Source organism: Corynebacterium pseudogenitalium (assembly GCF_024453815.1).
Classification (GTDB): Bacteria; Actinomycetota; Actinomycetes; order Mycobacteriales; family Mycobacteriaceae; genus Corynebacterium; species Corynebacterium pseudogenitalium.
On record NZ_CP072934.1, the window covers coordinates 1,754,670 to 1,779,767 of the forward strand.

The 25,098-nt window shown below is 63.5% G+C and carries 24 protein-coding genes; 3 read left to right on the plus strand and 21 right to left on the minus strand.

Translation table 11 applies throughout. The annotated features are described in order from the left end of the window. Nucleotides 1–144: 144 nt before the first annotated feature. On the minus strand, nucleotides 145–3,081 hold the full coding sequence (locus KBP54_RS08415) for a Rib/alpha-like domain-containing protein (protein WP_256005369.1): 2,937 nt from the start codon (nucleotides 3,079–3,081) through the stop codon (nucleotides 145–147). Nucleotides 3,082–3,391: 310 nt separating this feature from the next. Further along, nucleotides 3,392–5,248 carry a translation elongation factor 4 gene (gene lepA / locus KBP54_RS08420; RefSeq protein ID WP_070362058.1) on the minus strand — a complete coding sequence of 619 codons (1,857 nt, stop codon included), beginning with the start codon at nucleotides 5,246–5,248 and terminating at the stop codon, nucleotides 3,392–3,394. 81 nt (nucleotides 5,249–5,329) lie between these two features. On the opposite strand from lepA, the gene KBP54_RS08425 reads away from it, so the two are divergent. From KBP54_RS08425 to KBP54_RS08435, 3 genes are all read left to right on the plus strand, one after another. Further along, nucleotides 5,330–5,845 carry a type II toxin-antitoxin system PemK/MazF family toxin gene (locus KBP54_RS08425; RefSeq protein WP_070362057.1) on the plus strand — a complete coding sequence of 172 codons (516 nt, stop codon included), beginning with the start codon at nucleotides 5,330–5,332 and terminating at the stop codon, nucleotides 5,843–5,845. A gap of 190 nt (nucleotides 5,846–6,035) precedes the next feature. Next, entirely contained in the window at nucleotides 6,036–6,299 is a 264-nt protein-coding gene (gene rpsT / locus KBP54_RS08430) for a 30S ribosomal protein S20 (protein ID WP_070362056.1), read from the plus strand. 98 nt (nucleotides 6,300–6,397) lie between these two features. Continuing rightward, nucleotides 6,398–7,414, plus strand: coding sequence for a CE1 family esterase (locus KBP54_RS08435; protein WP_256005371.1), 1,017 nt, complete (start codon nucleotides 6,398–6,400; stop codon nucleotides 7,412–7,414). On the opposite strand, the gene KBP54_RS08440 is transcribed toward KBP54_RS08435, so the two are convergent. From KBP54_RS08440 to ndk, 19 genes are all read right to left on the minus strand, one after another. Further along, on the minus strand, nucleotides 7,401–8,045 hold the full coding sequence (locus KBP54_RS08440; RefSeq protein WP_256006642.1) for a LysE family translocator: 645 nt from the start codon (nucleotides 8,043–8,045) through the stop codon (nucleotides 7,401–7,403). The two genes, KBP54_RS08435 and KBP54_RS08440, sit on opposite strands and share 14 nt — an antisense overlap. Beyond that, nucleotides 8,045–8,449: an ankyrin repeat domain-containing protein gene (locus KBP54_RS08445; RefSeq protein ID WP_256005373.1), complete on the minus strand. Its 405-nt coding sequence runs from the start codon at nucleotides 8,447–8,449 to the stop codon at nucleotides 8,045–8,047. The genes KBP54_RS08440 and KBP54_RS08445 overlap by 1 nt, the downstream gene beginning before the upstream one ends. A 15-nt stretch (nucleotides 8,450–8,464) precedes the next feature. Then, nucleotides 8,465–9,391: a DNA polymerase III subunit delta gene (gene holA / locus KBP54_RS08450; protein WP_070362053.1), complete on the minus strand. Its 927-nt coding sequence runs from the start codon at nucleotides 9,389–9,391 to the stop codon at nucleotides 8,465–8,467. A gap of 5 nt (nucleotides 9,392–9,396) precedes the next feature. Further along, on the minus strand, nucleotides 9,397–10,977 hold the full coding sequence (locus tag KBP54_RS08455) for a ComEC/Rec2 family competence protein (RefSeq protein ID WP_256005375.1): 1,581 nt from the start codon (nucleotides 10,975–10,977) through the stop codon (nucleotides 9,397–9,399). A gap of 57 nt (nucleotides 10,978–11,034) precedes the next feature. Next, on the minus strand, nucleotides 11,035–11,694 hold the full coding sequence (locus KBP54_RS08460) for a ComEA family DNA-binding protein (RefSeq protein WP_256005377.1): 660 nt from the start codon (nucleotides 11,692–11,694) through the stop codon (nucleotides 11,035–11,037). Nucleotides 11,695–11,821: 127 nt separating this feature from the next. After that, nucleotides 11,822–12,619 carry a DegV family protein gene (locus KBP54_RS08465; protein ID WP_256005378.1) on the minus strand — a complete coding sequence of 266 codons (798 nt, stop codon included), beginning with the start codon at nucleotides 12,617–12,619 and terminating at the stop codon, nucleotides 11,822–11,824. Next, complete coding sequence (locus tag KBP54_RS08470) at nucleotides 12,620–13,258, minus strand: histidine phosphatase family protein (protein WP_070478388.1); 639 nt, start codon at nucleotides 13,256–13,258, stop codon at nucleotides 12,620–12,622. A 4-nt stretch (nucleotides 13,259–13,262) separates the two neighbouring features. Next, nucleotides 13,263–13,733 carry a ribosome silencing factor gene (gene rsfS / locus KBP54_RS08475; protein ID WP_256005380.1) on the minus strand — a complete coding sequence of 157 codons (471 nt, stop codon included), beginning with the start codon at nucleotides 13,731–13,733 and terminating at the stop codon, nucleotides 13,263–13,265. A 56-nt stretch (nucleotides 13,734–13,789) separates the two neighbouring features. Then, nucleotides 13,790–14,431, minus strand: a complete 642-nt coding sequence (nadD, locus tag KBP54_RS08480) for a nicotinate-nucleotide adenylyltransferase (RefSeq protein ID WP_256000919.1) — start codon at nucleotides 14,429–14,431, stop codon at nucleotides 13,790–13,792. Nucleotides 14,432–14,435: 4 nt separating this feature from the next. After that, the gene (locus tag KBP54_RS08485; RefSeq protein WP_070975217.1) at nucleotides 14,436–14,852 is read right to left on the minus strand and encodes a hypothetical protein; all 417 of its coding nucleotides are present in this window, start codon (nucleotides 14,850–14,852) and stop codon (nucleotides 14,436–14,438) included. 28 nt (nucleotides 14,853–14,880) lie between these two features. Then, nucleotides 14,881–15,810, minus strand: coding sequence for a cutinase family protein (locus tag KBP54_RS08490; protein WP_256005382.1), 930 nt, complete (start codon nucleotides 15,808–15,810; stop codon nucleotides 14,881–14,883). Between the two features lie 98 nt (nucleotides 15,811–15,908). Continuing rightward, complete coding sequence (locus KBP54_RS08495; protein WP_071573550.1) at nucleotides 15,909–17,174, minus strand: glutamate-5-semialdehyde dehydrogenase; 1,266 nt, start codon at nucleotides 17,172–17,174, stop codon at nucleotides 15,909–15,911. Next, nucleotides 17,174–18,082, minus strand: coding sequence for a D-isomer specific 2-hydroxyacid dehydrogenase family protein (locus KBP54_RS08500; protein ID WP_070478395.1), 909 nt, complete (start codon nucleotides 18,080–18,082; stop codon nucleotides 17,174–17,176). Before KBP54_RS08500 ends, KBP54_RS08495 begins: the two co-directional genes overlap by 1 nt. Nucleotides 18,083–18,103: 21 nt before the next feature. Beyond that, nucleotides 18,104–19,240 (minus strand): glutamate 5-kinase, encoded by a 1,137-nt coding sequence (gene proB / locus KBP54_RS08505; RefSeq protein ID WP_071573551.1) that lies wholly within the window; start codon nucleotides 19,238–19,240, stop codon nucleotides 18,104–18,106. Between the two features lie 17 nt (nucleotides 19,241–19,257). Beyond that, entirely contained in the window at nucleotides 19,258–20,778 is a 1,521-nt protein-coding gene (gene obgE / locus KBP54_RS08510; RefSeq protein ID WP_070362042.1) for a GTPase ObgE, read from the minus strand. A gap of 112 nt (nucleotides 20,779–20,890) precedes the next feature. Further along, on the minus strand, nucleotides 20,891–21,211 hold the full coding sequence (rpmA, locus tag KBP54_RS08515; protein ID WP_070362041.1) for a 50S ribosomal protein L27: 321 nt from the start codon (nucleotides 21,209–21,211) through the stop codon (nucleotides 20,891–20,893). Between the two features lie 25 nt (nucleotides 21,212–21,236). Continuing rightward, entirely contained in the window at nucleotides 21,237–21,542 is a 306-nt protein-coding gene (gene rplU, locus KBP54_RS08520; RefSeq protein WP_070362040.1) for a 50S ribosomal protein L21, read from the minus strand. A gap of 200 nt (nucleotides 21,543–21,742) precedes the next feature. Further along, a complete protein-coding gene (locus tag KBP54_RS08525) occupies nucleotides 21,743–24,406 on the minus strand; it encodes a translation initiation factor IF-2 N-terminal domain-containing protein (protein WP_418904466.1) in 2,664 nt (887 codons plus the stop codon). A gap of 279 nt (nucleotides 24,407–24,685) precedes the next feature. Further along, nucleotides 24,686–25,096, minus strand: coding sequence for a nucleoside-diphosphate kinase (ndk, locus tag KBP54_RS08530; protein WP_070478404.1), 411 nt, complete (start codon nucleotides 25,094–25,096; stop codon nucleotides 24,686–24,688). Nucleotides 25,097–25,098 lie beyond the last annotated feature (2 nt).

A 25,098-nucleotide genomic window follows, 5' to 3' on the forward strand; every position in this document is an offset into this window, starting at 1 on the left:
GGCAGGGCGCCGACCAGCTCGGCTCATCAGAGCCCTTTGCGCAAATGGGAGTAACAGGATTGTAGTAATCCGGATTTTGGGAGCCGAAAAAGGGATTACTACCATCCTGTTACTACCTTTTAGGTTTTACGGCCGAGCCTCACCTCATCGATGCAGCACCCCGGGCAGCTTCAACATACCCGTGTGCAGCCCGAACGCGACAGCACCACCGATCAACACCGCCAAGATTCCGAGCACGATACCAACGATGTTGCCCGTCGAAGAGCCTGACATAGGTGCTGCCGTCGGTTTCGCTTGAACAGTCATTTTCGTTTCGTTGCCCGCAACATCACGAACCTTCACGACGTCCCCCGCACGCAACGGCCGCGACAACCGAAGACTCCACCTCTTTTTGCTATTCGCTTGCACAGGCGACTCGCCCTGACCTGTTACCGACACTGTTAGCCTCTGACCCGCATAGTCAGCGCCACCCCGGAGCTCTGTCAGCCCCTCAACGAGGGCGTCCAAAGTCGGTGCGTTCGTTGTCCGCGGGGCGGACGGCTTGGTCGTTGCAGTTGTTCGCTGGGCGGACGGTTTGGTGGTCATGGTTGTCCGCGGCGCGGAACTTTCAGCACTCGACGAAGCAGGCCTAGTTGTCCGCGGCGTGGACTTCGGAGCCGACGTCGTAGCCGATGGTCTTGTCGTTGCGGTTGTCCGCGGGGCGGACGGCTTGGTGGTCGCGGTTGTCCGCGGGACGGACGGTTTGGTGGTCATGGTTGTCCGCGGCGCGGAACTTTCAGCACTCGACGAAGCAGGCCTAGTTGTCCGCGGCGTGGACTTCGGAGCCGACGTCGTAGCCGATGGTCTCGTCGTTGCGGTTGTCCGCGGGGCGGACGGCTTGGTGGTCGCGGTTGTCCGCGGGACGGACGGTTTCGTGGTCATGGTTGTCCGCGGCGCGGAACTTTCAGCACTCGACGAAGCAGGCCTAGTTGTCCGCGGCGTGGACTTCGGAGCCGACGTCGTAGCCGATGGTCTCGTCGTTGCGGTTGTCCGCGGCGCGGAACTTTCAACGCTCGGCTGAACAGACGTAGTTGTCCGCGAGGCGGACGGCTTGGTGGTCGCGGTTATCCGCGGCGTGGAACTTTCAACGCTCGGCTGAACAGACGTAACAGACGTAGTTGTCCGCGGCGCGGACTGCTTCGTGGTTGCAGTTGTCCGCGGGGCGGACGTCGTTGGCTTCGGCGGTACCACGCTTGGTACCACGCTTGGCACCACACTCGGCGCCGAACTCGACGGCGTGGCCTCAGCCTCAGCCGCGGACACTGTCACAGCGGCAGTAACCGTCTCGGTGGACTGGTCCGGGTAGGTAACCAAAACCCGGACGTCGTGGCGCCCGGCTTTTGTCCCGGCGGGCGGGGTTACGGTGAGGGATCCATCGGCGGACACGGTGACCCAATCTTGTGTGTGGGCGTCGCGGGCGAAGCTGACGTCGTCAGGCGCGGGACGACCTGTGGGAGCGAGTGTGGGTGCCGGCGCCGTGGTGCGCTTCCCTGCTTCGACGGTGATTGGCTGCCATTCCGGCTGGTAGTCCTCGGCGAGTGGTTTGGCGCTGACTGCGAATTGCGCGGAGTCCACAATTTGGGACTCGAGCATCAATCGACCCTGGAAGGTGGTGCCGTCGGGGGTGTCGTCGGGGACGGTGAAGGAGCAGCTGTTGAGGTTGTCGTCGTTGCAGGCACCGACGATTTCGCCTCGCGCGTTGGTCCACTCGATGTCGGCGGACTGGCCAAGTGCGGAAACCATTTCTACGAAGGGGTGCACGTCGGCTCCAGGCGCGGCGCGGTGCAGGCCGGTGGAGGCGCTGAGGTGGAGGCGGGGGTCGGAGGCGTCGGGGACGAGGGCGAAGTGGACGCCGTCGGCGGCGAAGATGCCTTCCGCGCGATACTGGGCCGCCGGGAGTACGGAGTGTTCGCCAGCGGGGCCAAACATCGGCACGGACCATCCCGAGTATGCCGGGAGCACCTGCTGCGTTGGCCCGGAGTGCTTCGAGCCTGCGACGACGAAGCCGTACAGCGAGTCTTCGGTTACGCGTCCGCTGAATCGCACGGTGTAGTGGCCGTGCTCGACCTTTGCCATCACGGTTTCAGCGATCGCTTCGGGGTATTCGCGCAGGTATGCGGCCTGTGCGCGGGAAAGCTCGGCAGGGTCTGCGATGTCGCCGGTGGCCTCCCTCAGCTTTTCGACGCCCTCTTCGCTCAACCGGCTCATCACCACGTAGTGGCCGTCGCCATCTTGGCCTTCAGTTTTGCGCGGGAATCCGTCTTCCTGGTTGATGCTGGACCAGTACACCACGCCGGAGACTGAGTACTGTGGCCGATCTCCGGCAGGGCCGTGCTCGTCGAGTTTCCACTCAGCGCGCGGGCGGGCGAACGCGAAGGGGGCGTCGGCGGTGGCGGGTTGTTCGGCGGCGTAGATGTGGGCGTGCGTCAGTGCGGAGCCTTCGATGACTTTGGCGCCGAGTAGTTCGTCGGTGTCGGGGCTCATGAATCCGACACCGGAGCCTGGTCCCTGACGCAGCGTGACTAGGGTGTTGCCGGCGGGCCCTTGTTGGTTGGGGCGCAGCCACAGCTTGTAGCGGGTACGTTTGCCTCCAGATTCCGGGGCGAAACGGTGCAGGGCGCCTTCGGAGTCAACCCAGTCGAGGTTGTCGAAGACGAAGTAGCCTTCTCCCGGAGGGGTGCCGTCGGCAAGTGTGTGGGTGCTCGCAGTGAACACTGGCGACGCCGGGGACGTGTTGTCCATCCACTGCAGGTAGACGGTGTAGCCGTTTCCGAGTCCCTGCTGTTGCGCATTCAGCGAGTAGGCGTCCGTGGCCAGCACTGCGCGGCCCTGCACGACTCCCTGCACCTGCTGCTGCTCGATCTGCTCCAGCGAGGTGACGCGGCCGGCGGCGATGGCGTCATTTTCAGTTTGTGCCTGCTCTACAGCGGGGTGCGGGTCCGCCGCGAGAGCGGGCGCGTCGTTAAGCGCGAGTGAGCAGATGATGGTTCCGGCGATCAGCGCACGTCGGCGGGCGGCGCGGGACGCTCCAAAGTTTCGCATGAGGGGTGTCCTTTCGGAGGCAATAAAATCGCCCTGATGCTACTTCAAAGTTTCTCGAAAACACGCATCCTAATTAGCCCGACAAAAACATATGAAACACGGTAGACAATTCTCCCGCCTGCACATTTACGAGCCGTCACGCCGTAGCCCATACAGTACATTTTCGACACCTGGCCACAAACAGGCGTCGCACACTAATGAAACTTCAAGGTCACAAAAACATCCACCGCACACTCGCGCGGTGGATGCATCACAAAGGATATAGACCGTAAAATGTGTGGTGATTTCCACCACACTCGGCGCTGAGGGGCTACGCCTCGTCGGTCGACAGCGCTGCCACGAATGCCTCCTGCGGCACGGTGACCGAGCCGATCGCCTTCATACGCTTCTTGCCGGCCTTCTGCTTCTCCAGCAGCTTGCGCTTACGCGAAATGTCGCCGCCGTAGCACTTGGACAACACGTCCTTACGCAGCGCACGGATGTTTTCGCGCGAGATGATCTTCGAGCCAATCGCCGCCTGCACGGGGACCTCGAACTGCTGGCGTGGGATGAGTTCCTTGAGCTTCTTGGTCATCTTGTTGCCGTACCACTGCGCGGAGTCCTTGTGCACGATCGCGGAGAACGCGTCCACGGGGTCGCCCTGCAGCAGGATGTCCACCTTGACCAGGTCCGCTTCCTGCTCGCCGGCGTCCTCGTAATTCAGGGAGGCGTAGCCCTTGGTGCGGGACTTGAGCATGTCGAAGAAGTCGAAGATGATCTCGCCGAGCGGCATGTAGTAGCGCAGCTCGACGCGGTCCTCCGAGAGGTACTCCATGTTCTTCATGGTGCCGCGCTTCGACTGGCACAGCTCCATCGTGGTGCCAACGAACTCCTGCGGGACGATGATCGTCATGTTGACGATCGGCTCATACACCGCCTGCAGCTTGCCACCTGGCCAGTCGGATGGGTTGTGCACCATCTGCTCTGAGCCGTCCTCGGCGATCACGCGGTAGGTGACCGACGGCGCGGTGGAAATCAGGTCCAGGTCGAATTCGCGCTCGAGGCGGTCGCGGGTGATCTCCATGTGGAGCAGTCCCAGGAAGCCGCAGCGGAAACCGAAGCCCAGCGCCACGGAGGTCTCTGGCTCCCAGGTCAGGGAGGCGTCGTTAAGCTGCAGCTTCTCCAGCGACTCGCGCAACGCCGGGAAGTCCTCCTGTGAGACCGGGAACAGGCCCGAGTACACCATCGGCTTGACCTCCTCGAAGCCGTCGAGTGGCTCCTCTGCCCCCTTGTTAGCCCAGGTCACGGTGTCGCCGACGCGGGTTTCGCGCACATCCTTCACGCCGGTAATCAGGTAGCCGACCTCGCCGGGGCCGAGCCCCTTTGTCTTCTTCATGGTTGGAGAGACCACGCCGATCTCGAGGATTTCGTGGCGCACGCCGGTATTCATCATCTGCACCTGCTGGTTCGGCAGCAGCTTGCCGTCCATCATGCGGATGTAGGTAACGACGCCGCGGTAGGTGTCGTAGACGGAGTCGAAGATCAAGGCGCGGGCCGGCGCATCGGCGTCAAACTCTGACGATGGTGCCGGGATTAGTTCGACGACCTTATCCAGAAGCTCCGGGACGCCTTCACCTGTCTTGCCGGACACGCGCAGCACGTCCTCCGGCTCGCAGCCGATAATGTTGGCGATCTCCAGCGCGTATTTCTCCGGGTCGGCTGCCGGCAGGTCGATCTTGTTGAGGACCGGGATGATTTCCAGGTCATTGTCCATGGCCATGTACAAATTCGCCAGGGTCTGGGCTTCGATGCCCTGGGCGGCGTCGACAAGCAAGATTGCGCCCTCACACGCCTCGAGAGCGCGCGAGACCTCGTAGGAGAAGTCGACGTGGCCCGGCGTGTCAATCATCTGCAGGACCATCTCCTGGCCCTCGTACTCGCCGGAGCGGGGCGTCCATGGCAGGCGCACGTTCTGGGCCTTAATAGTAATGCCGCGCTCGCGTTCAATATCCATATTGTCCAGGTACTGATCACGCATCTCACGGGCCTCGACGACATCAGACAGCTGCAAAATGCGGTCCGCGAGCGTGGATTTTCCGTGGTCAATGTGGGCAATAATGCAGAAGTTTCGGATCCGCTCCGGGTCCGTGAACGTGGTTTCCGCGAAATTTCGTTTTTGGGCAGCCATAATTGTGCCACTCTACCTCGCAGTGCCCCATTTCGAAACACAACCTTGCCCAGGCCAGGCAAAACACTTAAAGTTTGCACCATGGTTTTCTGGCGCAAGCTTCAACAGCAACGACGTGCCTCCCTCGAGGAGGGGCTCGCGCTGCTCAACGAGCGCCTCGGGCTCACCCCCGGCACCAAGACCCGCACCACCGCCACGCGTATCGACGTCCAACCTACGGAACAGCACGCCCGGAACCTGTATTACGGTCCGGACATGGACGGCAACGCCGAGCCCGGCGAGGTCGTGTGGGCGCTCGTGCCGTCGACTCCCCCGGAGGAACGCGCGATGCTCGTCGTCGGGCGCGACCACCACGATGTTCTTGCCCTGCTCATCCACTGCGGCGAGGAGCCGGTGTCGGACCCTGCGTCTGCCACTGAGGAGTGGCTCGGCATCGGCACCGGGGACTGGGACGCCTCCGGCCAGCCCGGCTGGCTGCGCCTGGACCTGCTGCTTGTCGTGCCGGAGGCAAGTATCCACCGGCGAGGCGCCACCCTCCCCGCTCGGCGCTTCGATCGCGTGGCGAACCGGCTGCGCGACACCTACCACTGGACCTAGTAAGCCTGCCACTTGCCCCGTTTCTCGTGGTGGGGTATCTTAGTCGAGTTGTTTGTATCCGGTTTCGGGTGCGTGATCTACGCGGGCAGGACCTTGGGTTCGCGTCAAGTTCAAAGCATTACGCAGTAACAGCCCGTTGCCGAATCTTCGACATTGCAATCGATACCAACTTATTTAAGAGGTGCACATTATGGCTAACATCAAGCAGCAGAAGAAGCGCGTTCTCACCAACGAGAAGCGTCGCGTTCGCAACAAGTCCGTCCGTTCCGCTGTCCGCACGGAGATCCGTAAGTTCCGTGAGGCTGTTGAGTCCGGCGACAAGGCTGCCGCTGAGAAGCAGCTGCGTTTCGCTTCCCGCAAGCTGGACAAGGCTGTGTCCAAGGGCGTGTTCCACCGCAACAACGCGGCGAACAAGAAGTCGAACATGGCTCGCGCTCTGAACAAGATGGCCTAAGCTTTTCGCGCAGAGCAATCCTGTGCCCCGGCTCCGTCCGGTGCGCAGGATTTTTTGCATTCGTAACATTGCTGGATCTGCTCTACGATACTGAATTTGTGAAGAACTATCGTCGTGCGCTTTGCGCAGCAGTAACAGCTACAACTCTGACGTTGGGCGCCGTCGCGGTGGCCCCTGAGCAGTCCGCCGTCACCCCTACCGCTCAGGCGCAGCAGATGCCTGACTTGCGTCAGCTCCAGAAGATGTTGAACCCGCAAAACATTCGGTTGGACCGGCTGGCGCTGCTCGTCGGCCTTGTCGCGGCCATTGTGATTTTGGGCCCGGTCACCGGCACGATCGGCTCCTCGCACGAGCCGGGCCGCCGCGGTTCCCAGGAGCGCCGCACCGTCAACGCTGATGGCCTGTCGCGCTCCTACAATGTGGTGTTGCCCTCGGGCTATGAGGAAGGAAAGTCCTACCCCGTCATCATTGGCTACGGCGGGTGGCAGCACACCGCCGACCAGATGCAGGGCTACGCCCACCTCGAGTCCGCGGCAGCCGGTCGCGCCATCGTCGTCTACGCCGAGGGCGAGTCCCAGGCCTGGGCGGGTGCGCCGTACGCCCGCACGTCGACGCGCGAGGACATTGCATACACCCGCGCGATTATCGACGACCTCGTCGAGAACTTCGGCGCCGACCGCAACCGCGTGAGCGCCGTCGGACTTTCCAACGGTGGCGGCATGGTGGCCTCGCTTGCCTGCCACGCCCCTGAGCTTGTCAACGGTATCGCCTCTGTGGCGGGCGCCTATTACAACCCGACCGTCGAGGGCTGCAAGAGCGGTTCCGTGCCGACGCTCATCATGCACGGCACCAACGACAACGTCGTCGGCTACGACGGCGGCACCCGCCACGGAGCCACGTTCCGCTCGGTCAACGACGTGTTCAACCTGTTCATGGACAAGAACGGCTGCATCGCGGGCTCCGCCACCGAGACCCGCCTGGGCAATGTCACCACGTTGAGCCCTGCCTGTGGCGCTCGAACTGAGCTGCAGCGCGTCGAAGGTGGCGGCCACACGTGGTTCACGGATCCATCTGCAAGTACCGCCACCGTGGACTTCCTGCTCAGCCTGCGCTAAGCAGACCACGCACCACGAGGAGCGCGCCAACAACGCAGAAGAAGCCGCCGGAGCCCATATCGATTGCGGGCCCGGCGGCTAGTAATTTGCGCCGCACCCGGTTCGTAGACACCACCTGCGTGAGCACGCCGAACAGGATGAACGAGCTGGCCCACAGCGACAGGATCACCACAATCTGCGTTGCCCACGACGGACTGGCTGGCAGCAGTGGCGCAATCATGGCGGACAACGCCAGCACGATTTTCGGGTTCGCCAGGTTCGTCGAAAGTCCCCGAACAAAGCTGGCTCGCAGGCTACCGAGCCTCTGCTCTGCTTCCTCGAGGGAAAGGGGTGGGTTGTGCCGGTCGCGCCAACCCTGGCGCACCGCGTTGATACCCATCCATACCAGATACGCTCCGCCGATCACCTGCACTACCTGCAGCGCGCGCGGCACGGCGGTCAGCAGCGCCGCCGCACCGAACACGGTCAGCGAGCACCACCACAGCACACCGAGCTGGATTCCGCACGTCGTTGCCCACGCGTGCGGCCGCGAGCGCGTCGCGGTACGCGTCACCAGGATGACGTCGGGCCCAGGCGCGGCCGCACCGACCAAGTTCAGACCGACAATGACCGCGAGATCTGCCGGCGCGATCACCGCTGCGTGCCCTGAAGCAGGTCGATGAGGTCCTCGCGACCGAACATGCTCGCTGTGTCGATGGCGTTTGGGGTGCCGATGGTGGCGTCGGCACCCGCGTTGATAAGTGCGCGGGCGATATCGTCTTCCTTCTTGAAGATCGCCCCTGCCAGCGGGCTTTGCCCGCGCGCGTTCAGCGCGTTGACGTCTGCGCCGCGCGCGATGAGCCCTTCGGTCAGGGCGAGGTGCCCGGAGTAGCTGGCGAGCATCAACAACGAGTTTCCGTCCTGGTTCGCCAGATTGACGTCGACGCCCTGGTCAACGTAATCGAGCAGGGTTGCCTCGCCGTCACGCGCCATCTGGAAGAGGCGGGCGGCGAAGGCTTGGACGTCTTCGGGGATCTCGTTTGGTTGCTGCGTCATAGTTTTCTTACGCTATCACGCGAGTTGGGCAATCCTGCGGACTGCTTCTTCCACCGCGTACTCCGGCTCCCCGCCATTGCCCTTCACCGTAGACTCCAGCTCAGCGACGATGATGACGGCTTGCGACACCGCATCACCCGACCACTGGCGCGCAACGTTCATGGTCTTCTTCACCACAAAGGGGTGCATCCCGACCGTTCGCGCGAGCTGGTCCGGGTTACCCCGCACCCCGTACAGCTTGGCGATGTCCCCGACCTTGTGCGCGAGCGCCGCCGCGATCGCCACCGGACTCGTGCCGAGCTGCAGTGCCCGGCGTGTGGAGGCGAGCGCGCGGTCGGCGCGCCCGGCGATGGCCTGCTCTGCGATGTCGAAGCCCGCGACTTCCGCCACGCCCGTGTAGTAGTTGCGCACAGCGTTTACGTCGACTTCCCCGTCGGTGTCCGCCACGAGCTGGCTCACCGCGCTGGCGAGTTCCCGCAGGTCAGAACCGACGGATTCGAGCAGCGCAGCGACAGTGTCCGGGGTTGGGCGCTGCCCGTAGCGCCTAAACTCCTGGGTGAGCCACGAGTGTCGGTCGCGGTCGCGCAGCGGGTTCGCGCGGTGGACCTCGGCGATCTTCTCGAACTTCTTCACATAGGCTTTTTGACGCCCACCTCCGGAGTGCTCGATGATCAGCGTCATACCGGGCGCCGGGTCCACGCAGGCGCGCAGCAGGATCTCGAGCGGTTCCTTGCCTGCCAGCTCGGTGTTCTTGATCAGCACGATGCGTTCCTCGGCGAACAGTGACGGGCTCGTTGCCATGGCCAGCTCGCCTTCGGTGACGTCGCCTGCGCGCAGGGTGGTGCGCTCCGCAGCTGGGCTGAGCTGGGCAATGATGGCTTTGGTGGCGCGTTCGGCGAGGAACTCGTCTTCCCCGAGGACCAGGTGCACTGGGTTGAGCATGCTTCTTAGCGTAGCTGTTGCCTCCCATCTGCGTAGAGGACGGGCACTGCTCCCCGGTTGGGGAAGATGACGGGGATGCCGTCCGGGGTTGCTGCCGGGCGCTTGGGTGCGCTGCCTTCCTCGAGTACCACGACGAGCTCGGTGCCTGACGGGATGGGAAGGATGTCGTCTTTGGTGGCCACGACGTGGCTGCGGAGCGTCGCGGGATCCACAACGGTGCCTCGTGGCCACGCGATACAAACGCTTGCTACCACCGCGCAGGTCAGGCACAGCGCCAATGTCCGGCGGCGCCACGGCACAAGCAACAGCACGGCGACCACCCACCCATAGCCGATAAGCACCGTCACCGGGTTCGCAGCGACTGTCGCGGCGGGCAGCGCCGCTCCACGTTCAGCCACGGTGTGGACCCACCAGGTCAGCGGGGAGATCACCCACAGCACGATCGCCTCAAGACCTCCCGGCAGCACCGCCAGCATCACCGCGCACAGCCCGAGCACCGTCACCAGGGGCGTGACGGGGGCCACCAGCACGTTCGCGCCAACAGAGACCAGCGAGACCTGGCCCGCCATCGCGGCCACGAGCGGCATCGTCGCAACGTCTGCGGCGATGGCGACCGCGACGGCGCGTACGAGGATGTCCGGCAACGCCGTCGGTGCGAGCGCCCTGTAGAACAGCGGGAAGAGCACCACGATGCCGACGGTCGCAGCCACCGACAGCGCAAACCCGTAGTGCAGCGCCAGGTCGGTATCGAAGAAAATGAGCGCAATCACCGCCAGGCACAACGCGTGAATGACCTCCGTCTGGCTCGATGAGACGACCGCGACGAGCCCCACCAGCCCCATCACCGATGCCCGCAGCACGCTCGGCTCCGGCCCAACGAGCAAGGCGAAAACCGCCAACGCAGCACCCGCTGCAACGAGCCTGCCATAGAGCCCGATGCGCAGCGCTGCAGCTACTACCACGGCGAACGTCGTCACGATGGCAACGTTCGAACCCGATACCGCCGAGAGGTGCGATAGCCCGGTAGCGATGTACGCCTGCTGCTCCGACGCCCCCTGCATCGAGGTATCGCCCAGCACCATGCCCGGGATGAGGCCCTGCGAGTGTTCCCCGACGTGCTCGCGCACCGCATCGGCGAACGTCGCCCGCACGTGCTGCGCCCACCCGGTTGCCCCCGTCGGCCCGGCCAACGGCTCGACCGTGCCATTTACCGCCCACGGGTTCACGCCCGCCCGCGAAGACTCCGACACGGTGCCGTCCACCCGCACCGTCGCACCACTGACCACCCCATCGGGGACGCCGCCGCGGACGAACACCGGCAGCTCCGCGCCACCGCTCCCGGCGCGCACGCGTACCAGCATCCCGCCAGAGGCAAGCTCCTTTGGGGCAGCCGTCACGGTGGCCTCCACCGGCAGGCGCAACGTCCCCGCCCGCGCCACCGCGATGCGGACCCAGGCCACCACGACGGCCGCCACGCCACCGGAACCGGCCAGCACCGCCTGGCCCACCGCACGCGCACACCCGCACAGCACCACCGCCGCGACAACCACCGCGAACCCGGCCCACGGCGCGAGGGCAACAGTCATGATCGTCGCTATCCAGACGCACAGCGCTGTGGGCACCAGCCGAAGCTCCTGCACCGCTTACAGCCCCACCAGCGGCGCAATCGCCTCAAACTTCGCAGGGCCAATCCCCTTGACCTGCATCAGATCCTCGACCTTCTGGAACGGACCGTTCGCCTCCCTGTGCGCGATAATCGCCGCCGCGGTCGCCTCCCCCACCCCGGGCAGCGTGACCAGCTCCGCGGCCGACGCCCCGTTGAGCGAAATCTGACCTGTCGCCTCCACAGCACCACCACCATCCCCACCCGGCACGGCAGGGCCTTCACCGATTGCGACGACGTGGAGCTGTTGGCCGTCGACAAGCACTTGAGCGAGGTTCAACTGCAGCAAGTCCGCGTGGTCGAGCGGCTGCGCAATATCCAGCGCATCCGCCACGCGGGAACCCTGGTTCAGCGTCACCAGCCCAGGATTTGCCACCTCCCCCACCACCGCAACCACCACGCGCTCCGGCACATCGGTCGCAGTAGCAACGTTTTCCCAAACAGGTGCGTCCTCCTCCGCAACGTCCGGGCCGCGGACCTGCACCACCGCCCACAGCACCAGTAGGCTCATCACAACCCCCATCACCGCGGCCGCCGGCTTCACCGGAACGTGCACGCGAGGAGTCGGGTACTTCACCTGCAGCAGCGCCTCCTCACCAGTCGGGCGCGTAAGCTCTTGAATCCGTTCAATGACCTGCATAACCACAGGCTAAAACCGGCGTTCTCGCCCCAACAGACCAAGCAAACCCGCTGTGGACAACCCCCAAACCGCACACCCCGTGCAGGCTACTTCTCCACAGCCGCAGCCAACCCCCTTGACAGCGCCGCTACGTGCGCGAACCAAACACGACCGACAGCCCGATCGCGCCGGGCCCGGTGTGCGCAGCAAGCACATCGACCATTGGCTCCACCAGCACCCGCGAGTGCCGCGGCAGCACCTCATCAAGCATGCCCGCCAGCTGCTGCGCGGACTCTTCCGCGTCCGCATGCTGCACCGCAGCAAACACCGGCTGGGAATCCGCACGCTCCAAAACAAGCTCCGTGAGCTTGGAAAACGCCTTCGTCTGGGTGCGAGTCTTGCCTGCTAACTCGAGCTTGCCGTTGTGCATCCGCAGAATCGGCTTCGTTGCCAGCAACGCCGCCGACAACACCGCAGTCCCCGTGGAAATCCTGCCAGACTTGCGCAACCAGTCCAGCTGGTGCAGGTAGCACCACGTCTCCGAGCGCTTCAGCGTGGACGAGGCCATCGCTTCTACCTCGTCGAGGCTCGCCCCCTCGCGCGCGACGGTCGCCGCCGCCATCGCTGCCGCCCCGACCGCCATACCAACGGTACTGGTGTCGAGCACCCGCACGTTCCCCGGAAACACCCCCGAAGCAGAAACCGCCGCGGACCAGGTGGAAGAAAAGTGCTTCGACAGGTGTAGGGCTACCACGCCATCGTCCCCAGAGCGCTCGATCTGGCGCCCGTACGCGGCGGCGAGCTCGACTGCGGACAGCCCGCTCGTCGACACCTCGTCGTCCTCAGACTGTTCCATGACGTGCAGCGGGAGCACCGTAATGTCGAGCTCACTGGCAATATCAGCTGGCAAACCCGCCGAGGAATCAACAACAACCCGTACCGCCATCTAGACCGTCAACCCCTGGTTCCACGCCTCGAGGTACCACTGCACGCCAGTGTCCGGCTCGCCGTAGCGCGGCAACGCCTGCAGCTGCGCAAAGTTCGCGTTACGCAGGCTCTTCATCATCGGGTACTGCGAGATCTCCAGGTCTAGCAGGCTCGACGTCAGCGCCGCGATCGTACCTCCGTGGGCGACAAGCAGCACCGCCGCGTCATCCCACTCGTCGAAGTGCTCCATCAACTCGTCAACAACCGGGCGTGCCCGTTGCGCGACGTCAATCCGGCTCTCGCCTTCCGGCGGCGCCCACGTTGGGGTATTGCGCCAGTGGGCGCGAACGCTGCCGTCGGCACCATCGACCTCGGCGTGTGTCTTGCCCTGCCACTGCCCGAGGTGCGTCTCGCGCAGGCGCGCATCATACGTCACCGGCAGCTCGAGGTGCTCCGCGACGATCTGCGCCGTGACTGCAGCCCTGCTCAGGTCCGAAGCCACAATCTTGGCGACGCCCATTTCTGTCAACACCGGCGCAATGTTTCGCGCCTGCTGCCTCCCCTCTTCCGACAACTCCGTGTCGAGTTGCCCCTGCATCCTCGACGTGGCGTTATACGTGGTTTGGCCGTGTCGCAGCAAGATGAGTCGTCGCGCCATGGTGTTAGAACTCGTCCTCGTCCTCAGGGGCATCGCCCGCCAACGGAAGGTCTTCAATCTGCTGCGCCGAACGCACACTCTCGCCGTCCGCGAACGCACCAGGGCGTTCGTAGGCTGGTAGGCCCTCCACGCTCATTGCCGGGCAGTCTGCGTACAGGCGGTCCAGGCCGTAGAAGTCGCGCTCCGGGCTGCGCTGCACGTGCACCACGATGTTGCCGTAGTCCAGCAGCACCCAGCGGTTTTCGCGAACGCCCTCGCGGCGCTTCGGCTCGAAGCCGGCGTCGGTCATGTCGTCCTCAATCTCCTGGACGATCGCGTTTACCTTGCGTTCGTTGTCCGCGGAGACAATCACAAAAATATCGGTAATGCCGATCACGTTCGACACATCGATGACGCCGATGTTCTCGCCGAGCTTTTCGTCGGCGGCCTTCGCGGCGATCGCGGCCTGATCAAGAGAGATCTGCAGAGCAGTCAAGTACTCAGTCCTTCGTCAGTAATGAAAAATAGCAGTAACGCGCCTATTGTCCCACGCTAAGGGCGCTGTTCGCCACTTGAACGATATAGGTCGTTTTTCGCAATGTACTGCACCACGCCATCTGGCACCAGGTACCACACCGGGCGGCCTTCTTTGGCGCGCTCGCGGCACCCCGTGGACGAGATCGCCATCGCAGGAATCTCAATCAAATGCACCTGCTCCTGCACGTCTTCGGGCAAGAAGGCCTCGCTCAGCTCGTAGCCGGGGCGCGTCACGCCGACAAACTGTGCCAGGTCAAACATCAGGTCCCAATCGCGCCACGACATTATCGACGCCAAAGCATCCGCACCCGTGATAAAGAACAGTTCCGCCTGCGGCAACAGGGCACGCAAATCCCGCAGCGTGTCCAGGGTGTAGGTCGGCCCCTCTCTGTCAATGTCTACCCGAGAGACCGAGAACCTCGGATTCGAGGCAGTCGCGATGACCGTCATGAGGTAGCGATCTTCAGAGTCGGTGATCTGCCGATCCGCCTTCTGCCAGGGCTGACCCGTCGGCACAAACACGACCTCGTCAAGGTCAAAACGGTCGGCGACCTCGCTCGCGGCCACGAGGTGGCCGTTGTGGATCGGGTCGAAAGTACCGCCCATGACGCCCACTCGTCGGGCGTCGCGCAATGATGCTGCTACGGCCTCTGCCACGTGCTTACCCGATCCAGACGTTCGCCTGCTCGAAAGCGAGCCAGAACGCTGTAAGCCCCACGCCAACAATTGAGCCAAGCACAATGAGCAGAATGCCCCACCACGGCAACTTCTCCTTGCCTTCTGCGGATGAATCTGGTCGCTGCTTCATCGATGACATCGAGCTGGCGTTGAGGTCTTCACACACCGGCTTGCCATGCTCGTCAAGCACTGGGATGCGCTGCCCGTTGGCGTCGACAAGTACGTTGCCCTTGCCATCCGTCCGGAACTGGCACTTCTGCGACTGGATGTATACCCCGCGTGAGGGCGTCGGCACCGCCACGCCTGCTTCAGTCTCCTGAGCCTGCGCAACCGACACCCCACTGGTCAACAGCGTCGCTGTTACAAGAGCGCTACACGCTGCCCGCTTCCACGAAACCATGACTGTGTCCTTGTCCTTCCTTCAACTCTTAGCGGTACCGAACCTGATCAACAAAGCGGCCAAAAGAGTCTGCCACCTGGTCATCCCAACGGTTCCACCGCAGGAAGTACTGGCCGTGGGTACCGCCCGTCGGGGCAGCGGCCCGCAGGACCTGGACGGAAAGATCGCACACTGCGTCCAGCGGCAAGCAGTAGTTGACCTTGTTGCGGGTCGCACCCGCGGTGCGGGTGTTAAACGGCAGGAAGCCAAGCATGCCGCCTGCACCGCCGTTTGCCACGCCCACCGTGCCAGCATCACGCGCGGCAGTCATCGGGTTGCCAAAGTAGACAACGCCCGCTAGCTTGCCGCGGCGTGCCAGCTCACGCTCGTGCTCCAGCAGGATCATCGCGCCCTGTGAGTAGCCGGACAGCACGTACTTCGGATGGCACCCGCTCGCGCGTTCGTAGTCGTTCACCAGCGCCATCACGCCAGTGCGCCCAATGTTGACGGAGTCCATAAAGTCCGTGCCAGCCTGTCGCGCCATCGTAAACAACGGCACCGCGTACTGGATAGCCAAACCCAGCGCCTGCAGCAGCGTCGCGGGTGCTGCAACGGAAGGGATATCATAATCCGGGTAAATCGCTGGGTAGTAGCGCGGCTCCATACCGAGGACTTCCACGTCTTTCATCAGGGAGTTCCCGCCGTGAGTGGCACGGTAGCGCGACTCCGAATAGCGAAGGAAAGCGCGAATGGTCTCCCCCTCCCAACCATTCGAAGTCCACGGGGCTTCCCCGGCATAGCGTGTTCGGTAAATCTGGTTATTCTGACCGGAGCCGCGTGCAGCGATTACCGCGACCGAAGGGCACCGCTGCTGGGCGGTCGCTTCCTCCGTCGGCAGCACGGGGGTAACCACCGCAGCTGCTGCTGCGACGAACGCAACTGCAGTCACGGGTAGCCGACGACGGAAAAACGTACGCATTTTGCGGAACACTATGCACCTTCTCTATGGATGAGTCACACCCCGGACTCCGGGTGTGAAGAAACTGCGCATTAGTGTAGCCCGCCCACACCATTTTCCTAACTTCGAGTCTGCCCGCTGCCCTCCAGGATCCACTTCGTGCTTGTCAGTTCAGGCAGCGCCATTGGTCCACGTGCGTGCAGTTTCTGGGTAGAGATCCCGATCTCTGCACCCATGCCGTATTGCTCGCCATCCGTAAACGCGGTCGAGGCATTGAGCATGATGGCTGCCGAATCCACGTGGTCCGCGAAGTACTGCAGCACGCGCGCATCAGTGGCGACCACGGCTTCCGTGTGCCCCGAGGAGTAGCGTGCGATGTGCTTCGCGGCCTCCTCAACGCCGTCGACGACACCGACGGCAACGTCCATCGAAAGGTACTCCTCCGCCCAATCGTGCTCGTCGGCCTCGACTACGTCGCAAGCCCCGAACGCACCAAGTGCTGCCGGGTCCCCGTGGACGGTCACGTCGGCGTCCTGCAGTGCCTTTACGACGGCCAGCTTGTCCGCATCCGGCAACGCCGCGTCAAGCAGCACCGTTTCGGTCGCGTTGCACACCGACACCCGGCGCGTCTTGCCATTGACGACAATGTCGGTCGCCTGCTGAATGTCCGCTGAAGCATCCACGTATACGTGGCAGTTGCCAGTGCCGGTCTCGATGGTTGGCACGGTTGCTTGGGTAACGACGGCGTCGATAAGCCGGGCGCTGCCGCGCGGAATGACCACATCGACGAGGCCGCGTGCCGTGATGAGCGCGGTGACGGAGTCGTGCGAGTCGCTCGGCAGCAGCTGGACCGCCTCGGTTGGCAGCCCCTCCTTCGCCAGCACGTCCTGCAGCACCGCGACCAGCGCCGCGTTCGAATGCGCCGCCGACTTCGAACCACGCAGCAGTGCCACGTTGCCTGACTTCAGCGCCAGGCCAAACGCATCGACCGTGACGTTCGGGCGGGCCTCGTAGACCATGCCCATCACGCCGAGCGGCACGCGAACCTGGCGCATCCGGATCCCGTTGTACATCGTGCCGCCGCGCACCACATCCCCAACTGGGTCGTGGAGGCTCGCGACCTGACGCAGTCCGTCCGCGATGCCCGCGATGCGTTGCTCATCCAGCGCGAGCCTGTCTACCAACGCTTCGTCCATGCCAGCCGCGCGGCCTTCCTCGATGTCGCGGGCGTTGGCCTGCAGAATCTCCGCAGTACGTGCTTCCAGCGCCTGCGCCGCGTGCTGCAGCACAGCGTTTTTGCGGACGGTCGGTAGCGTCGCGATCACCGGCGCCACCTGCTTCGCAGCCTTCGCCAACTGCAGTACCTGAGCTTCGATAGTCGTCATTAGTATCCTTCCTCCACATCAATCTGCGTCGGCAACGGGCGGCCCTCTTGCAGTGCCTCCCAGTTTCGGCGTGTCAGTTCACCCACGCGCGCTTGCATGTAGCGCGGGATGTTCGCGGTGTGCGGGGTAATCAGGCAGCGGTCCATCTGCCACAGCGGGTGATCCTCCGGCAGCGGCTCAGGGTCCGTCACGTCCAGGCCAGCGCCAGCAATCGTGCCATCCTGCAGGGCCTTGGTCAGCGCCTCCGTATCAATCAGTGGGCCACGGCCAACGTTGACCACCACCGCGTTCGGCTTCATCGCGCGCAGCACCTCCGCGTTGACGAGGTGGTGCGTCTGCTTCGTCAGTGGCGCGATGAGCACGAAGTAGTCCGCCTCCGACCACACATCCTGCGCCTCGGACATCGCCACGGTGCGTTTGGCCCCCGGCACCGGGTTGCCGGAGCGGTTCACCGCAATAATCTCCGGCCCGAACGGCTCGAGGAAGCGGATCAGCATCTTACCGATGCCACCCGCCCCAATCACCGCGACCTTCTTGTTGTCGAACAGGTAGTCCGTCTCCTCGTTGAGCTGCCTGTCGTTCCACTGCGGCGTCACCGCCTTGTGCCGGTGCAGCACCCCCAACAGCAGCGCCAGTGCCGCCTCGGCCACAGTGTCGTCGTATATCCCGGCGGCATTAGCCACCGGCACATCGACATCGAGCACCCCTGCCTCTACCAGCTTTTCGACGCCCGCATACGCCACCTGCACAAGCTTCACGCTCGGCGGTAATTCCTCTGGGAAATCTTCCGGATTCCCGCGAAACACCAACACGTCTGGAGACTCGTCGAGGTCCACAAACGTGTGGCCGTGATCTGTCAGGTCATCGACGACTGCGTCCCAAGGTTTCGGTAAGAATGCAAATTTCATGCACCCCAACCTAGCGTGTATTTACAGACGGGTGGCGAAATTTGATAAATAGTCGGCGTGCACGACGGGTTTGCGCTGCCCTTCCGGCAGCTCATCCGTGTGCTTGCCCAGCATGCCGGCAAGCTCCGCGGCATCATACGCAACCTCGCCGCGCCCGACGGCTTCCGAATCGGGCCCCAGGATCTCCACGATGTCACCGGCGTGGAAGTCCCCCTCGATGTCGGTGATACCCACCGCGAGTAAGCTCGTGCCCCCACTGGTGACGGCCTGCACGGCGCCTTTATCCAGGCGCAGCACGCCTTCAGCGTCCGCGGCGTAGAGCGCCCAGAATTTCCATGCCCTAAGCGTTGACTGCTCACGGGTGTGGAATACGGTTCCGCAGCTTGCGTCCTGCAGCGCCTGCGAGATTTTGGTCGCGCTGGTCAGCAGCACTGGCACTCCGCCGCGGGCTGCGAGCCGCGCCGCCGACACCTTCGCCGCCATCCCCCCGGTCCCGAGCGCACCACCGTCACCGGCCACGACGCCCTCGAGGTCAGCGCCGGTGCGGACCTCAGAGACAAAGCGCGCGCTCGGGTCGGCCGGGTTGCGGTCGTAGAGGCCGTCGACGTCTGAAAGCAACACGAGCGCATCGGCTCCGATGAGCGTCGCCACAATCGCCGAGAGCCTGTCGTTATCGCCGAAGCGCATCTCGGAGGTCGCCACCGTGTCGTTCTCGTTCACGATCGGCACAGTGCCCAGCTGCCGCAGCCTGTCGATCGTGCGCTGGGCGTTCCGCGCGCGCTCCCGCACGCCGGCATCGGCCTGCGTCAGCAGCACCTGGCCCACCGTGCGGCCATGCCGAGCAAAGGAAGCACCCCACTCCTGCGCGAGGTGCACCTGCCCCACGGCCGCGGCGGCCTGCTTCGTCGCAAGGTCGCGCGGGCGCGTTCGCAGCCCCAGAGGGCTCATGCCCGCCGCGATCGCGCCGGAGGACACCACCACGACGTCGGTGCCCGCATCCATGCGGTCCACCAGCGCATCAACGAGGCGGTCAATCTTGACCCTGCTCACCGAGGAATCCTCATTGACCAGTGAGGAGGTACCAAGCTTGACGACGACCCGCTTCGCACCAGCAATGTGCTCGCGAAGCTGCGCCTCCGTAGTTGTTGCTGCGTTCATAGCAGCTCAGTGTAGCGCTAACCCTGCCAACGTTCCCGGTCGGCTGTCTCCCCGTCGCCGAAATCGAACTCGTCGATAAGGCCGCGGCGCGCCTGGGACGCGCGCTTGCGCTCCGATGCGGACGCGCGCGTGGTGTCGTAGAGTCGGGCGTCCTGGCCACGTCCCGCCATGGTTGGGTCACCCGCTCGCGATGGCTCCCAATCAAACGAGATCTCGCCGATGGTGACGGTGTCACCCTCCTTCGCGCCGATCTTGCGCAACTGGTCCTCCACGCCGGCCTTGTTCAGGCGGTCCGAGAGGTAGCCGACCGCCTCGTCGTTTTCGAAGTCGGTCTGGCGAATCCAGCGCTCCGCCTTCTCGCCAGTGACCAGCCAGCCGCCCGGCCACATCGGGTCAGGAACAACTTCGATGCCGCCCTCCTGCGCGTGCCCACGGCGCCTTGGCGCAACCGCCTTCGGTCGCAGCACCTCCGTAGGAGTTGCCTTCTCGGCTTTCACGCGACGCTTCCTGGCACGCTCCACGATGTTCCACAGCGCCCACTTCAGCGGGTCAAGGCCCTCGCGGGTCGCGGTGGAGATCATGTATACATCCCAGCCGAACTTTTCCTTGATGTCGTCCTCCAAGAACTCCGCGAGCTCCCGGGCCTCCGGCACGTCCATCTTGTTCAGCACAACGATGCGAGGGCGCTCACGCAGGTCACCGAGACCAGAGTCCAGGTCAAGCTGGTCGGCGTAGGAGTCAAGCTCGTGCTCGAGCGCCTCAATGTCAGAGATCGGATCGCGCCCCGGCTCCATCGTGGCCACGTCCACGATGTGCGCGAGCACCGCGGTGCGCTCGATGTGGCGCAGGAAGTCCAGACCCAGGCCCTTGCCCTGGCTCGCGCCAGGGATCAGGCCGGGCACGTCCGCGATAGTGTACGTATCGTCGCCGACGTTGACCACGCCAAGGTTCGGAGCGAGCGTCGTAAAGGGGTAATCCGCGATCTTCGGCTTCGCGGCCGAAAGCACCGAAATCAGCGAGGACTTCCCCGCCGACGGGAACCCCACTAGCCCCACATCCGCCATGGACTTCAGCTCGAGGATCAAGTCGTGTGCTTCGCCAGGCTCACCCTTGAGCGCGAAGCCCGGGGCCTTCCGCTTCGCGGTGGCAAGAGCCGCGTTGCCCAACCCACCGAAGCCGCCTTCAGCCGCAAGGAAACGAGTACCCGGCACCGTCAGGTCGGCGAGGATTTCCCCGTCCTCACTACGCACAACGGTTCCAACTGGGACCTCCAAGATAAGGTCCTCTCCGCGGGCGCCGTTTCGGTGATCACCCTCGCCATTGCCGCCGCGCTTCGCCTTAACGTGCGGGCGGTACTGGAAGTCCAACAGCGTGTGCACCTGGTTGGATACCTCCAGCACGATATCGCCGCCGTGGCCGCCGTTGCCACCATCCGGCCCGCCGAGGGGTTTGAATTTTTCGCGGTGGACAGAGACACAGCCATGTCCGCCGTCACCGGCCTGGAGGTGCAGCACCGCGCGGTCAACAAATTGGGCCATTAGTTCCGCCTTCCTTGCAAAAGAGTTCTAGTAGTGGAGGGTACCGGGTTGTGGGAAAGAAAAACACCGCGCACCCGGTCGGGGTGTGCGGTGTTTCAAGTATTGCTACGGGTTACGCAGTTTCCTGTGCGACGCCAGCTGCCTCTGCAGCCTCGAGCACCTCTGCCGAAACGCCTTCGCCGTCCGCTGGGACGATGTTGACGATGCGACGGTTGCGCTTAATGCCGAACTGGACTGCGCCAGCTGCCAGTGCGAACAGCGTGTCGTCGCCACCGCGGCCGACGTTGTCGCCTGGGTGGAACTTGGTGCCGCGCTGACGAACGAGGATCTCGCCCGCCTTTACCTGCTGACCACCGAAACGCTTCACACCGAGGCGCTTCGACTCTGAGTCACGACCGTTCGTGGAGCTGGATGCACCCTTCTTGTGTGCCATGTCTGAATCTCCTTAGATGGAAGTCTTACTTGATACCAGTGATCTTGATGGTTGTCTGTGGCTGACGGTGGCCCTGGCGGACCTTGTAGCCGGTCTTGTTCTTGTACTTCAGAATGTCGACCTTCTTGCCTTTGCCGTGCTCGACAATCTCAGCCTCAACAGAAACCTTGGACAAAGCATCAGGGCCTGCGGTGACATCCGCGCCATCGACGAGCAGAACCGGGGTGAGGGCAACCTTGTCGCCCGCTTCACCCTCGATCTTCTCGACCTTGACTAGGTCGCCTTCGGCAACCTTGTACTGCTTGCCGCCAGTCTTGACGATCGCGTACATAGAGGGTTACCCCTTATCTAAACTCGTTGTGTCTCCCCGCATGCACAGAAGACAGTTGGTACAGTTCTCTAGCGCTTTGTGGCCTTTCGCGTTCCACCGTGCCTGCATGCGTAAACGGCGCGGCTTCACAGCCCAAAACAGCGACTGTCAAATACTACACAGAAGCGGGTGCGATTATCAAACCGCACCCCACTGCTCCTCTATTTGGAAGAGGTTCGGCGTGTCGCGCGTCGCCGCCTGCGCCGCGCACTCGCCTTCGACTCCTGTTTCTTCGTCGCAGGCTTGGTTGCCTTCTGCTTCGTTTCCTTCGCCTTCGGCTGCTCCTGCTGCTGCGGCTGGGACGTCTTGCGCACTGCGCGCCGACGCCCGCGCCGGCGAGGAGACTCCGTCACCTTCGCCTTCGGCTGCTCTTGCGCTTCCTCGCGTGGAGCTTCCTTCACAGGTTCCTTAACGTGCTCCTGGCGTTCGAAATCTTCGCGCTTTGGCTTGTGGTCCGAACGGGAGTTACCGCGGGTCGCTCGCTTCCGGCGCGGGGAGCGCTCGAAGGCGTCGACGGCCTCCTCGTACGTCTGCTCGGACTTGCCTTTCTCCTGAGCCTGCTCCTGCGGTTTGTCCTGTGGCTTGTCCTGTTCCTGCGCGCGCCCACGCCCGCGGCTCGTGCCTCGACGTCCACGGCGGCGCGAACCGGACTCGCGCTTGGAGGATTCACCTACTGTAGGCGGCTTCGGCTCGTCGTTGTCCTCGTGTGCTTCATTGTCTTCGGACACAACCGAGCCGACCAGCTCGTCGATAGCCTTTTCGTCCAGCTTGCTGCGGCGCTTCTCCTCCGCTTTCTTGTTGGAACGCTCGCCGTTCGACTTCCCGCGACGCTTGCCGCGGCCACCGCGGTGCTGCAGGTCGTCTTCCTCCGGGTTGTACGTCGCGTGCTCTACAGGCTCCTCGGTGATGATCACACCGCGGCCACCACAGCACTCGCACGGCTTGGAGTAGGTCTCAAGCAGACCATCGCCGAGCTTCTTGCGGGTCAGCTGCACCAGGCCGAGCGAGGTGACCTCGGAGACCTGGTGGCGGGAGCGATCACGGCCCAGCGTTTCCTTCAGGCGACGCAGCACCAGCTCCTTGTTTTCATCCAGGATCATGTCAATGAAGTCGATGACCACCATGCCGCCGATGTCGCGCAGGCGCAGCTGGCGGACGACTTCCTCCGCGGCCTCCAAATTGTTCGCGGTGACCGTCTCCTCGAGGTTGCCGCCGGAGCCAGTGAATTTGCCGGTGTTGACGTCAATCACCGTCATGGCCTCGGTGCGCTCAATAACGAGCGTGCCGCCCGACGGCAGCCACACCACGCGGGCAAGCGCCTTCTGGACCTGCTCGTCGATGCGATGCTCCGCAAAGGCGTCGGCACCGTCGTGTTCGGAGCGGTCAAACTTGGTCACGCGGTCCAACAGGTCAGGCGCGACGGACTGCAGGTAAGCGTGCGCAATGTTGTAGGACTTCTTGCCGTCGATGATCAACTCAGAGAAGTCCTCGTTGAAGACGTCGCGGACGACGCGGACGATCAGGCGCGGCTCTTCGTAGAGCAGCACCGGGCGCGAGCCCTTCCCGTTCTTCGCGGCTTCTGCCTTTTCCTGCACCATTTCCCACTGTTTGTGCAGGCGCTGGACGTCCTCAGCAATCGCTTCCTTCGACATGCCCTCGGCAGCCGTACGAATAATCGCCCCACCCTTGCCAGGCACAACCTCGTTGAGGATGCCCTTGAGGCGCTTGCGTTCGGTGACGGGCAGCTTGCGGGAGATCCCAGCGTTACGGCCACCCGGCACGTACACGAGGAAACGTCCGGCCAGCGAAATGTGCGTTGTCAGGCGAGCACCCTTGTGCCCGTTAATATCCTTCGAGACCTGCACCATCACCTGGTCGCCGGACTTCAGTGCGTGCTCAATCCTGCGCTTCTTTCCGCCAAGCTTCGCAGCCTTCCAGTCAACCTCGCTGGCGTAGAGCACCGCGTTGCGCCCGGTTCCGATGTCGATGAACGCCGCTTCCATGCCCGGCAGCACGTTCTGGACACGGCCCATGTAAATATTGCCGATGATCGACGCGTTATCGTCCGTGGACACAAAGTGCTCCGCAAGCAGCCCGTCTTCCAGGACCGCTACCTGCGTGATGCGGCCTGGGCCGTCGTTGCGGTCGCGCTCGCGCACCACCATCGTGCGGTGCACCGACTCGCGCCGCGCAAGGAATTCCGCCTCAGAAACAATACGGGAGCGCTGGCGCTCCGCTTCTCGACGCTCACTCCGCCGACGACGCTGCGCCTCCAGACGGGCGGAACCGCTGATCCCCTTCGGCTCGTCAATAACCTCGACCTTAGGTTCTTCCTCCTTGGGCTCCTCAACTTCACCCTTCGGTGCGGCATCCTCATCCGCTTCCTTCGGTTCGGAGGTGCGCACTGCTCGGCGGCGCTTTGGACGCGTCGGCGCCTTGAAGATCGGCGCGTATTCGACCGTTGCTTCCTCTTCAGGATCGGGCTCCGGCTCTTGTTCGGGCTCCGGTTCTGGTTCCGGCTCTGGTGTTGGTTCCGGCTCCGGCTCGTCGGCGACCTCGAAGGTGGCGTCGACTTTCTCCTCGATCTGGTGGATTTCGTTTTCTACGTCCTTGCGCACCCGCTCGCGGATCTTTTCGTCGCTGCTATCCTTCGACTTCTTCGCCTCAGCCTTATCCGCGGGCTGCTGCAGCGCATCGATGACCTTCTCGGCTTCCTCCCGAGTAACCGAGGACTGCGCAACCTTTGTAATTCCCAACTCAGTCAGCGCGACGACAACGTCCTTCGACGCCACCCCCAACGCCTTCGCGAGCTGGAACACCCGCATTTTGTCTTTCAGGGTTGATCGATCAAAGTCCTGAATTTCGGTATGAGATTTTTTCGCCACGTACGTGCTCCTATATTTTTGCATCTGCAAGCTGCGTCAACCGGGCGCGAAGCCGTTGCCGCTGCCACACGGCTGACACACGTTCCTACAGAAAGTTGTAAAAAGCTTGCCTCCATTGTGACACACGACGCCGACTGCGCCTATTTCAGCATCGCTGCCAACACAACAAAACCGCCCACCCTGCCATGTACAGCAGGATGGGCGATTGAAGCGTGGTTCTTACTTGTTCGGGAACCAGATTGCGATCTCGCGCTCGGCGGACTCTGGGGAGTCGGAACCGTGGACGACGTTCTCGCCGACAGTGAGGGCGAAGTCGCCGCGGATAGTACCAGGGGTTGCCTTGGCAACCGGGTCGGTGCCGCCGGCGAGCTGGCGCCAAGCCTCGATAGCGCGCTCGCCCTCGACGATGCCTGCTACCAGCGGAGCAGAGGTGATGAAGTCAACGAGTTCACCGAAGAACGGCTTGTCCTTGTGCTCTGCGTAGTGCTTCTCTGCGGTCTCGCGGTCTGCGGTGCGCAGGTCCATCTCGACCAGCTTGAGGCCCTTACGCTCAATGCGGGAGATGATCTCTCCGACGTGGCCGTTTGCAACGCCGTCTGGCTTAATCAAAATCAGTGTACGTTCAGTCATGT